This is a genomic window from Clostridium sp. UBA7791 (genome assembly GCF_002480755.1).
Lineage (GTDB): Bacteria > Bacillota > Clostridia > Clostridiales > Clostridiaceae > Clostridium_J > Clostridium_J sulfidigenes.
In genome coordinates this window covers 140,452-152,533 of the sequence record NZ_DLCT01000013.1, presented here as the reverse complement: position 1 = coordinate 152,533, position 12,082 = coordinate 140,452, and the positions used below count along the sequence as shown (strand labels likewise).

General features: G+C 30.4%; 10 protein-coding genes. 9 read left to right on the top strand and 1 reads right to left on the bottom strand.

Annotated features, from left to right (window positions below; all coding sequences use genetic code 11):
• Positions 1-7 precede the first annotated feature (7 nt).
• The 9 genes from guaD to B3Z56_RS16135 all read left to right on the top strand — a co-directional run bounded on the left by guaD (position 8) and on the right by B3Z56_RS16135 (position 10,812).
• Positions 8-1,288 carry a guanine deaminase gene (gene guaD, locus B3Z56_RS16175; protein WP_346846571.1) on the top strand — a complete coding sequence of 427 codons (1,281 nt, stop codon included), beginning with the start codon at positions 8-10 and terminating at the stop codon, positions 1,286-1,288.
• Between the two features lie 57 nt (positions 1,289-1,345).
• Complete coding sequence (locus tag B3Z56_RS16170) at positions 1,346-1,930, top strand: TetR/AcrR family transcriptional regulator (protein WP_346846572.1); 585 nt, start codon at positions 1,346-1,348, stop codon at positions 1,928-1,930.
• A 132-nt stretch (positions 1,931-2,062) separates the two neighbouring features.
• A complete protein-coding gene (locus B3Z56_RS16165) occupies positions 2,063-2,902 on the top strand; it encodes an FAD binding domain-containing protein (RefSeq protein ID WP_346879194.1) in 840 nt (279 codons plus the stop codon).
• A gap of 33 nt (positions 2,903-2,935) precedes the next feature.
• Complete coding sequence (locus B3Z56_RS16160) at positions 2,936-3,403, top strand: (2Fe-2S)-binding protein (RefSeq protein WP_346846574.1); 468 nt, start codon at positions 2,936-2,938, stop codon at positions 3,401-3,403.
• Between the two features lie 13 nt (positions 3,404-3,416).
• The gene (locus tag B3Z56_RS16155) at positions 3,417-4,664 is read left to right on the top strand and encodes a xanthine dehydrogenase family protein molybdopterin-binding subunit (protein ID WP_346846575.1); all 1,248 of its coding nucleotides are present in this window, start codon (positions 3,417-3,419) and stop codon (positions 4,662-4,664) included.
• Positions 4,665-4,683: 19 nt separating this feature from the next.
• Positions 4,684-5,634, top strand: coding sequence for a xanthine dehydrogenase family protein molybdopterin-binding subunit (locus B3Z56_RS16150; protein WP_346846576.1), 951 nt, complete (start codon positions 4,684-4,686; stop codon positions 5,632-5,634).
• A gap of 107 nt (positions 5,635-5,741) precedes the next feature.
• On the top strand, positions 5,742-6,284 hold the full coding sequence (locus tag B3Z56_RS16145) for an ECF transporter S component (RefSeq protein WP_346846577.1): 543 nt from the start codon (positions 5,742-5,744) through the stop codon (positions 6,282-6,284).
• 242 nt (positions 6,285-6,526) lie between these two features.
• Complete coding sequence (locus B3Z56_RS16140; protein WP_346879193.1) at positions 6,527-8,452, top strand: ABC-F family ATP-binding cassette domain-containing protein; 1,926 nt, start codon at positions 6,527-6,529, stop codon at positions 8,450-8,452.
• A 41-nt stretch (positions 8,453-8,493) separates the two neighbouring features.
• A complete protein-coding gene (locus B3Z56_RS16135; RefSeq protein WP_346879192.1) occupies positions 8,494-10,812 on the top strand; it encodes an ATP-dependent DNA helicase in 2,319 nt (772 codons plus the stop codon).
• 84 nt (positions 10,813-10,896) lie between these two features.
• On the opposite strand, the gene rbr is transcribed toward B3Z56_RS16135, so the two are convergent.
• Positions 10,897-11,436 (bottom strand): rubrerythrin, encoded by a 540-nt coding sequence (gene rbr, locus B3Z56_RS16130; protein WP_346879191.1) that lies wholly within the window; start codon positions 11,434-11,436, stop codon positions 10,897-10,899.
• Between the last annotated feature and the right edge of the window lie 646 nt (positions 11,437-12,082).

The window sequence follows — 12,082 nt, the reverse complement described above, 5'->3', positions numbered from 1 at the left end:
GAATGTGATGAGCCAGATTAAAGCAATAAAAGGAAACATTATTTTTACCAAAAACTTTGGAGAATATGAAATAATCGAAAATGGGTATGTGGTACTAGTGAATAAGATAATAAAGGGAGTATATGAAGTATTACCAGAAGAACTTAAAAACGCATTAGTAACAGATTATGGAGATAAATTAATTATTCCTGGTTTTGTTGATTTGCACCTTCATGGACCTCAATTTCCTAATTTAGGGTTAGGATTAGACAAGGAATTAATGCCATGGTTAGAGACATATACTTTTCCAGAGGAAGAAAAGTATTGGGATACAACCTATGCAAAAGATGTATACACTAGTTTAGCAAGAGAACTTTGGAAAAATGGAACTACTAGAAGTTGTATATTTGCCACAGTACATCTAGATTCAACAAAGCTCTTAATGGATATCTTAAACCATTCAGGTCTCGGTGCTTATGTAGGAAAGGTAAATATGGATAGAAATTGTCCGGAATTTTTAAGAGAAGATTCAGTGAAATCTATTGAAGATACGGAAAACTTTATAAATGCATATGGGGATAAGTATGAACGTGTAAAACCAATTATAACTCCTAGATTTGTCCCAACTTGTACTACGAAATTATTAAGAGGATTAGGTGACTTAGCTGAAAAATATAAAATACCAGTACAGTCACACTTAAGTGAAAATAAAGATGAAATAGAATTTGTAAAATCCTTGCATCCAGAGTATAAAAATTATGCCAGTATTTATAAAGATGCAGGGCTTCTTGGTAACCAACCAACAATTATGGCTCACTGCGTATTACTTGAAGATGAAGAAATAGAAATGCTTAGGCAGAATAAAGTGTTTGTAGCTCATAGTCCAAATTCAAACTCCAATTTAGCAAGTGGTATAGCTCCAATTAGAAAATTTATAACTGAAGGAATACCAATTGGACTTGCTTCTGACATATCAGGAGGACATAGCTTGTCTATGTGCAACGTAATAGTAGACAGTGCACAAGCATCAAACATTAAATGGCTTGAAAGTGGAAAAAAAGAAGCACCACTAAATACAGCTGAATTGTTTTATTTAGCAACTAAGGGAAGTGGAAGTTTCTTTGGAAAGGTTGGTAGTTTTGAAAAAGATTACGAATTTGATGCATTAATTATAGATGATAGTTCATTAAAAAGTTTCAAAAAACTATCAATACAAGAAAGATTACAAAAATTTATTTACACAGGAAATCCTAAAAATATCATTAAAAGGTATGTGGCTGGAAAAGTTATAGATGAGCCATATATGTAAATTAAAAACTATATACTTTTAGATGAAATTAGGGTTAAGTGAGAAAGAAGGTTAATCATGGAAAAAGATGTGGATAAGAGGATACTTAAAGCGGCACTTGAAGTAGTATCTAAGGAAAAAATTAGTGGAACTCGTATGCATATAATTGCTAAGGAGGCTAATATGAGCCAAGCTAACCTACACTATCACTTCTCTACTAAGAATGATATTATGGTAGCATTACTTAATAGCATACAAGAGGAGTTTTCTAAGGGTCGTAAGAACTATATAGATACTGAAGCTAAAACTGTTACTGAAAATATTCAAGGGTTCTTTGAACAGAAAAAAGATGATATTTTAATAAATAAAAAGATGGAATATGCCCAAATTGATTATTGGGTTCAAGGAACTGTAAATGAAGAGATAAGGATTATATTTCAAAATACCTTTAATATCTGGAGAAAGAGTATAGAAGAGACTTTTTCTAAAGAAGAACAAGAAGGAATTGATGATAAAACTATGAGAAATATTCCTTTTGTAATGGTATCCTTAATGTTAGGGGCTTCATTACAGTACTTAATCGACGAAGGGAAATTTGATTTAGATGATTATTTTCAAGTTGCAGAAGAGATGATATTAACGGCATGCAACAAAACAAAATAAAATAATGTCATTACAGTAAAATAAGTCTTCTATATATTTAATATAGAAGATTTTTTTAAAAATTATATGTAATAAATTTGAATAAAATGAATAAATTGAATAAATATATATGAATGGGGGTATAGCGTAAAAGTGTTGAAAATTTACAGTCCTAAAACTATAGAAGAAGTTAAAGAATATATGAAAGATCATTCTAATCTTAAACTGTTAGCTGGGGGAACAGACTTAGTTCTAGACTTTAAAAGAAATAAAGTAAAGTGCGAATCCATAGTTTCCTTAGAAAAAATTTCAGATTTGAAAAAAATAGTAGATGATAAGGATGAAATATATATTGGTGCTATGGTGACTTTTAGTGATTTAATTGAAAATAATATTATAAAGGATTACTGTAATTTACTTTTAAATTGTAGTATGTCTATGGGATCACCACAAATTAGAAATGTAGCCACTGTTGGAGGTAACATTGCTAATGGAGGATCAGCAGCTGATATAATACCTTGTATAATTAGTTTAGGAGGAATATTACTTATAGAATCAGAAGAAGCAATAAGAAGAGTAAGTTGCGAAGAATATTTTGAAAATTATAAAGAAGAGAGATTAAAAGAAAATGAAATATTAACTCATATTATTATACCTAAAACACAAAACATAAGTGGCTATTACAAGTTAGGTAAAAGAAATTCTTTAGCCATTTCAAGAGTAAGTGCTGCTGTAAATTTAGAAATAAAAAAAGATAGGATTTGTGCTATAAATATATGTCTTGGAGCAGTTGGAAGATATCCCTTTAGGGCTAAAGAGTTAGAAGAAAGGTCTTTGGGAAAAGATATTAAATGGCTATATTCTGAAGAAGCTTTAGAATATTTAGAAAGTATTGTAGAGAAAAGCATTGAGGGTAGGAAAACTATGCCTTTTAAAAGGGAGGCAATTAAAGGTGTATTTAAAAGAGCCTTAGATAACGCTTTACAGCAGTAGATATAATTTTGAATTATAGAAAAGAGGTATGTTGTGGTAGAAGTAAATATAAAAATAAATGGAATTGAATATAAAAGAAATATAAATAGTATGATGAGACTAATAGATTTTATAAGGGACGAAATTAAGCTAAAAGGAACAAAGGAAGGGTGTGGAGAAGGAGAGTGTGGTGCTTGCACTGTTATTCTAGATGGTAAAATCGTGAATTCTTGCCTTTTACTAGCTGCAACTTTAGATGGTTGCGAAATAATTACTATAGAAGGTATTAGTAATAACGGAATACATCCCATTCAAGAAGCTTTTATGGAGGTAGGAGCAGTTCAATGCGGATATTGTACTCCAGGAATGATACTAAGTGCTAAAGCTATACTAGATAAAAACATAGATGCAACTGAAGAGGAAATAAGGGAAAGTATTTCAGGAAACCTTTGCAGGTGTACAGGTTATGACAAAATAGTTCAAGGCATAATTTTAGCTCAAAGCAAGTTGAAAAATAATTAGAGGAGAGGTTGCAATGGAGTCTGTTGGAAGAGGACTTATAAGGCCAGATGTATACAATAAAGTACTAGGTAAATCGATTTATCCTGACGATTTAGAATTTGAAGGTATGTTATATGCTGGAGTAAAAAGAAGTACAATTCCCTATGGAAAAGTTAAAAATATAAATATGGAAGAAATAAGATCCATGGAAGATGTGGAAATGGTCATAGATTATACTATGATACCAGGAGCTATAAGTCATGGTGTTGTATTTAAGGATATTCCTACTCTTGTAAAAGATATAATTAAAAGAGTAGGGGATCCCATAATTATAATAGTTGCTAAAAATAAGGAAGCTTTAAAAGACGCTTTAAATAATGTGAAAATAGAGTATGAAGAGTTTAAGGGTATTTTTAATATTGAGGATGCTTTAAAAGAAGATGCTCCAATTTTAGGTGAAGTAAGTAATTTACTTTATGATTTAAAGATAAAAAAAGGGAATATTGATGATGGATTTGAGGAAGCTAAATATATAGTAGAGAACTGGTATAATACTCCTATGGTAGAACATGCTTTTCTACAGCCTGAGGCATCTGTAAGCAGAGTTGATGAAGAGGGAGTGGTAGAAGTATATGTTGCAACTCAATATCCACATTATGATAGAGAAGAGGTAGCTAGGTGCTTGAATATTGAGGAAGAAAAGGTTAGAATTAGAAATATGACTATTGGTGGAGCCTTTGGAGGTAGAGAAGATATTAATCCACAATGTCACGCGGCAATTGCAGCTTATTTGACTGAAAAACCAGTTAAGGTAGTTTATGATAGAGAAGAATCTACTATATCCCATAGTAAAAGACACCCTATGAAAATTTTTTTAAAAACAGGGGTGAGAGAAGATGGTAAACTTTGTGCGTTAAAAGCTAGAATCTATGGAGATACTGGTGCATATGCTTCATGGGGGATAAATGTATTAAGAAAGGCCGCAGTACATGCTACCGGTCCATATAATATACAAAATGTAGATATAAGAGCCATGGCTGTATATACCAATAATCCATATAGTGGGGCAATGAGAGGATTTGGAGCAACACAATGTCCTATTGCTACAGAAAGTCAGATGGATATGTTAGCTGAAAAGATTGGGATTCACCCACTAAAATTTAGATATATAAATGCTTTTAAAGTAGGAGATAAAACTGCTACAGGTCAAGTGTTAAAATCAAGTGTAGGTCTTAAAAAATGTATAGAAAAGCTTGCAGACCTTGATGGAGTAGAAATTTAAAAGAAGGTGTGAAATTGATATGAAGAACCGTGGTGTAGGGTATGCTACTATATTTTATGGTACTGGGTATGGAAATGGGTTTCCTGATGAATCAAGAGCAACGGCAGAACTTAGGGAAGATGGTGAAATTGTAGTATATGTGGAAGTTTCAGATGTAGGTTCTGGTGGTATAAGTGTGATGTGGCAAATTGCTACAGAAACACTAAATACAGATAAAAATCTAATTAAAGTAATGTATGATAACACTAGCTTTGTAAAAGATAGTGGTACTGCAGCAGCAAGTAGACAAACTTACAATACAGGAAATGCTGTATATGATGCTTGTAAAAAACTTAGAAGTAATTTAAATAAAGGTTTAAGTAGATCAAACGATAACTGTATTCATAAAGAAGAAATAAAGCTCCTTTATAAGCAAATGAAAGAAAAGGGAATTCCGATAAAGACAGAAGGTTATTTTAAAGCAGAAACTTCACAAATTGATATGGAAACTGGTGAAGGTAATCCTTATTGGCCTTATACCTTTGGAGCACAAAAAGTTACTATTGAAGTAGATGATGAAACTGGCAAGGTTGACATAATTGAAGTTATAGCTGTAAATGACGCAGGAAAAATAATAAATCCAGCTTCCGCAGAAGGTCAGGCACAAGGCGGAGTTGCCATGGGAATAGGTTATGCACTTATGGAAGAAATAGAAATAGAAAACGGTTCTATAAAAAATAGAAATTTTTCAAATTATATAATACCAACCAGTAAAGATGTACCACATATAGATACTTATTTTGTGGAGGAATTTGAGGAATCAGGTCCTTATGGAGCTAAAGGAATTGGAGAGCCTGTAATGATACCTACAGCTCCAGCTATATTAAATGCCATATATGATGCAGTAGGAGTTAGAATGTATAGCATACCTGTAATATGTGATAAGTTATTATTAGCGTTAAAAGAAAAAAAAGGTCAAATTTATAACTGATTTAAATAGAAAGTATCCATTGTTTTTTTATAATGGATACTTTCTATTTACAACTGTAACTTTATGATATATACTAATGTATATACAGTACAGGTAGGAGGATAAAAATGAAAACAAATCTAAAAAAGATGGTAATTAGTTCATTATTAATAGCTATGTCTATTATAATACCAGTAATATTTGGGCCTTTTCTTAAGGTATATATACCACCATTCTCTGCAACTTTGGCATCACACGTACCTATGTTTATTGCTATGTTCTTAGGACCTTTTGAGGCTGCAGTAGTTGGAATTGGTTCAGTGGTAGGTTTTTTATTTGCTATAGGAGATCCAATTGTAGCAATGAGAGCATCATCTCATATAGTAGTAGGATACATTGGAGCTAAAATGATTGTGAAAAAAATGTCTTATGGTAAAGTTGTAGCTTTTACAGCACCAATACATGGAATTTTTGAAGGATTAGTAGTACTTATATTTACAGGCAATATAGTTTTATCAATTGTTGTAACAGGAATAGGAACTATAATTCATCACGTTATAGATGGTTTAATTTCTCTTCCAATTATTAGAATAATACAAAAAGGATTAGGAATTAATTTATCTACTATAGGTGAAAAAAAGAAAGAAGAGCCTGAAGATGTAGCGGTATAACACATTTCTTATAGTTTTATTTTATGAAAGTTATATTTTTTAGGATAAATTTGATTAGAAATATAGTATAAAGTTCCTATAAATATTAAATATTAAGTAAAAACCTTTAGATAATAATAGTATCTAAAGGTTTTTATTTCTTTCTCGATTAGGTATAATGTCCATAGGAAAGGTTTTATAAATAGAAGATATTATAAAAAAAATAAATAATTAAACATAGCTAAGAATAGAGGATGATACATATGAATTTAATAACACTTGAAAATATATATAAGAGTTATAGTGAAAAACCATTATTAACAGATGTTAAACTAACCATAACATCAGAAGATAAAGTTGGAATAATTGGTGTAAATGGAGCTGGAAAGTCTACATTATTAAAAATAATTGCAGGAATAGAACAAGAGGATTCTGGTACAATTACAAAGATGAATGGACTGAACATATCTTATTTACCTCAACATATTGAGTTTAATCCAGAGGATAGGATTATGGATCATGTTTTTAATGGTGCCGGGGAAATAATGGAAGTACTAAGAGAGTATGAACATGTATTAGAAGAACTAAAAACCAATAGTGATAATTCAAAGCTGCAACAACAGTTATTTAAGCTTACTAGTAAAATTGACGCATTAGGAGGTTGGCAAATAGAAAGTGAGGCAAAAGCATTACTAACAAAGTTAGGTATAACGGATTTTGATGCTAAAATGGGAAAGCTTTCTGGAGGGCAAAGAAAGAGAGTAGGGCTTTGTAATGTGCTAATAACTCCTTGTGATCTTTTAATATTGGATGAACCTACTAACCACATGGATAATGAAATAATTGATTATATGGAGGAGCTATTACAAAAAAGAAAAGGTGGGGTTATAATGATAACCCACGATAGATACTTCTTAGATAGAATTACTAATAGGATCTTTGAACTAGATAGGGGAGAACTTTATTCTTATCAAGGAAATTATTCTGTATTTTTAGAGAAAAAAGCAGAGAGAATGCAGCTTTTTGAAGCGCTTGAGAGTAAAAGACAAAATCTTTACAGAAAAGAGTTAGCGTGGATAAAAAGAGGAGCTAAGGCGAGATCTACTAAGCAAAAGGCAAGGATTGATAGGTTTGAAGAGTTAAAAGAAACATCCTATAAGATAGATGAAGATAGAATGGAATTAAATACAGCTGGTTCAAGGTTAGGAAAGAAGATATTAGAGCTTGATAATATAAGCAAGGACTTTGGAGACAAGGTAATTATAAAGGATTTTAGTCATATCTTTACTAAGGAAGAGAGAGTAGGAGTTATAGGGAATAATGGTATGGGTAAATCTACTTTATTGAATATTATAAGTGGAAGATTAAGCCCTGATAAGGGAGAAGTTACACAAGGTGAAACTGTTAAGATAGGATATTTTACCCAAGAAAATATAGAATTAGATGGAACTATGAGAGTTATCGAGTATATTAAAGAAATAGCTGAGTATATAACTACAAATGATGGAAGTAAAATTACTGCTTCTCAAATGTTAGAGAACTTTTTATTTGATGGAACCATGCAGCATAGTTTTATATCTAAATTGTCTGGTGGAGAGAAGAGAAGATTATATCTTTTAAGAATACTAATGGAAGCACCTAATGTATTATTTTTAGATGAGCCAACCAATGACTTAGATATTCAGACTTTAACAATTCTGGAAGACTATTTGGATAGATTTAATGGTACGGTAATAGCCATATCCCACGATAGATACTTCCTAGATAGAATTGCCAATAGGATTTTTAGCTTTGAAGGACAAGGAAAGATTTTAGAGCTTGTAGGAAATTATAGTGATTATAAAGAGTATAGGGATATAAAGGCTGAAGAAGAAGTTGCTACATCAAGTACTAACAAAGAAAAGAAATATGATGAAAATAAAAATCGTAAAGAAAAGCCAACTAAATTAAAATTTACATTTAAAGAGCAAAAAGAATTTGATACCATAGATGATGAAATTGAAAAAAAAGAGGAAGATATTGCCACAGTAGAGACAGAGATAAACCAGTGTGGAAGTGATTTTGTAAAGTTACAACAGTTACTGGAAGATCAAAATAGATTAAAAGATGAATTGAATTTTTTATTAGAAAGATGGGAATATCTAAATGAAATTTTTGAAGAGATGGAAACCCAGAAACAAAATAAGTAAGTACTAGGTTTAATCATGGATATACCTTTTAGGAGAAGAATATGATAGAAAATAATATGAGAATATCTGTTAGAAATTTAATAGAATTTATTTATAGACAAGGGGATATTGATGATAGAATAGGGGGTATTGGATCAGCTCAAGAGGGGACTAGACTTCATAAAGTCATACAAAAGGAACTTAAAGAGCAATGTGATGAATCAGAAGAGAAGATCTATATTAATGAGATGTATCTATCAAGAGAGTTATGCTATAAGGAAATAAATATTATTTTAGAAGGGAGAGCCGACGGTGTTATTATTAGTTCACAGAAAGGTAGTAACACTAGAGTTAAAATAATAGAGATAAAGACTACCATGAAGGACTTACTTACACTTGAAGAAAATGAAAACTTTCTTCACTGGGCCCAAGGAAAACTATATGGGCATATCTATTGTGAAGAAGAAAACCTAAGTGAAATAGATATAGATCTTATATATTGTCACAGAGAAAGTTTGCATACAAAGACCTTTTCAAAAACTTTTTTAAGGGAAAAACTAAAGGAATTTTTCAATGAAGTGATGGGCAGGTATACAAGGTGGATTCATCTTCAGAGTAGTTGGATAGAACTAAGAAATAACTCTATTGAAAAGTTAGATTTTCCTTTTAAAAATTATAGGAAGGGTCAAAGGGAACTAGCTATAAATATATATAGAACTATTAAAGAGAAAAAAGATATTTACATTGAAGCACCTACGGGGACAGGAAAAACTATTTCAACAATTTTTCCTGCAATAAAGTCTTTTACTATAAATAATTCAGCTAAGCTTATATATCTTACAGCAAAAAATATTACTAAAGGAGTGGCTGAAAATACCTTAGGCATATTAAGAGACTCTGGTATGAGGCTTAGAACATTAACTATTACTGCAAAAGATAAGATTTGTTTTCTAGAGGAAAGAATATGTAATGGCGATGCCTGTGAATATGCAAAGGGACATTTTGATCGAGTTAATGACGCCATATTAGCTATGATAGAAAACAATGAAGTTTTTAATCAACAGATTATTGAGGAGTACAGCAGGCAATTTAAGGTATGCCCTTTTGAACTTTCCTTAGATTTAATTGCTTGGTGTGATTTTATAATAGGTGATTATAACTATTTCTTTGATCCTAAAGCTATGATAAAGAGAATGGCATTTGATGATACACCATATATATTTCTTATTGATGAGGCACATAATTTAGTAGACCGTGGAAGAGAAATGTATTCTGCTGAGATAAAAGAAAGTGATTTGAAAGAATTAAAAAAAGAATTTAAATATAAAAATAAAAAACTAATAGGTATAATAAATAAAATAATTAAGAAACTAAAGGAATATACAATAGGTGAAAAGGGTAATATAGTAATAGATGAAGGACCCGGAGAAATGCTAGTTCTTTTCAGGCTTTTTGCAACAGAAGGTGAAAATTATTTAAAAGAACACATTGGTGAAACCATAGATGAAATATTTTTAAATGTATATTTTTCTTTCTTAGATTTTATTAGAATTGGAGAGTTATTTTCAGAGGATTTTGTACTATACTGTAATAATGAAGATATGGATATCCGGATAAAAATATTCTGTTTAAACCCAAGTAATGTGATAAAACAGTGTATAAAAGGTAATATAAGTAATATATTTTTTTCAGCCACTCTGTCTCCAATGAATTATTTTAAAAATCTACTAGGTGGAGATGATAAAAGTTATAGCATAAAACTTCAGTCTCCCTTTCCACCAGAAAATAGAAATTTGATTCTAAAATATGACATTGATACTAGATACAAGTACAGAGAGAAAAGTTATTACCCAATCTGTAAATATATCAATGAAACTCTAAATAATTATGAGGGAAACTTTTTAGTGTTTTTTCCTTCCTATGAATATATGACAAAAGTATATGAAGTTTACTGTAAGAATTTTAGTGAACATAATATATACTTACAAGAAAGTGTTATGACAGAGGAAGAAAGAGAAGAATTCTTGGAAAGATTTTCTTTGATGGATGTAGATAAAAATAGTAAGGAGAGAACTATAGGTTTTGTAGTTCTAGGAGGAGTATTTTCAGAAGGAATAGATTTAATTGGGGATAGACTTAAGGGAGCGATTATAGTGGGAGTTGGATTACCTAAAATATCCTTTGAAAGAAAATTAATAGAAGAATATTTTAACGAAATAGGGGAACCGGGATTTCACTATGCGTATACATTTCCAGGAATGAACAAAGTTATACAGGCTATGGGAAGGGTTATTAGAACTGAAGAAGATAAGGGTACCATAATGCTTTTAGATAAGAGGTATAGAAGTGAAATATATCAAAAGTTAATGCCTATAGAATAAGACTTTAATATAGAATAAAACATATTAAATAAGGGTATCGAATCTAGAATTAATTCTTGATTCAATACCCTTGTTATTTTAATATTAATAGTTTTTAGCTAATAATTGGAAGTAGCTTTGAGGATGTGCACAAACAGGACATGCATTTGGTGCTTTTTCTCCTTCATAGATGAATCCGCAATTAGCACATTGCCATATCACTTTTTCTTCTTTTTCAAATACTTTTCCGTCTTCAATATTTTTTAATAAAGCTAAATATCTTTCTTCATGCTCTTTTTCAATTTTACCTACACCTTCAAATAAGTTTGCAATTTTATCAAAGCCTTCTTCTCTAGCTTCTTTTGCAAAAGTAGCATACATATCAGTCCACTCATAGTTTTCACCAGCAGCTGCATCTTTAAGGTTTTCCATAGTATCACCTATGCCATCATGAAGAAGCTTGAACCATATTTTTGCATGTTCTTTTTCATTATTTGCAGTTTCAGTGAAAAGAGCAGCAATTTGCTCATATCCTTCCTTTTTAGCTTTTGAAGCATAAAAAGTATATTTATTTCTAGCTTGAGATTCTCCTGCGAATGCTGTTGCTAAATTAGCTTCTGTTTTAGTTCCTTTTAGATTTCCCATCTTTATTCCCCACTTTCTTATTCTATAACATTACCATTAAAAGTAAGTTATTATTTAATAATTATTATTATCTAACAATTTAAATATAGTGTACCATATAAAAAATGGAATGTAAATAATTATAAACAAATATTAACATTTATTTATAATTTCCATAATATTTACACTTATATATTATCATTATGAAATTATATATGAATTTTAACAATAGTTAAATGGTACAATTCTAATGAAAATCTCATACTATACAGAGAATCTATATGTATAGCTTAATAAAATTATAGATTAAAATGATTTATAGTTATTAATAGAGGAAATGTAGAGGTTACTAACATTATACTAGTTGATAAAGTGGATAAAAGATTAGAATTAGTTCCAGAGTGATAGAATATCATTGGCTAATTTTACTTTTTCAAAATAAGAAAATCTCTGAAACCCTTGAGGCCACAACAAATAGTTAACTATTTATATAGTTTCCTATTAACATATATAAATAGTTTAATATATATCTATTTGTTATATGAAAATATAAATTCTCTCCAAATTCTATCACTTTCATTAAACATAGAGCCTAAAACTAAAGTAGAGAGTAGTGCAACAAATAAATTTTATTAGAGTGTGTCATAGCAATGCTAGGCACACTCTT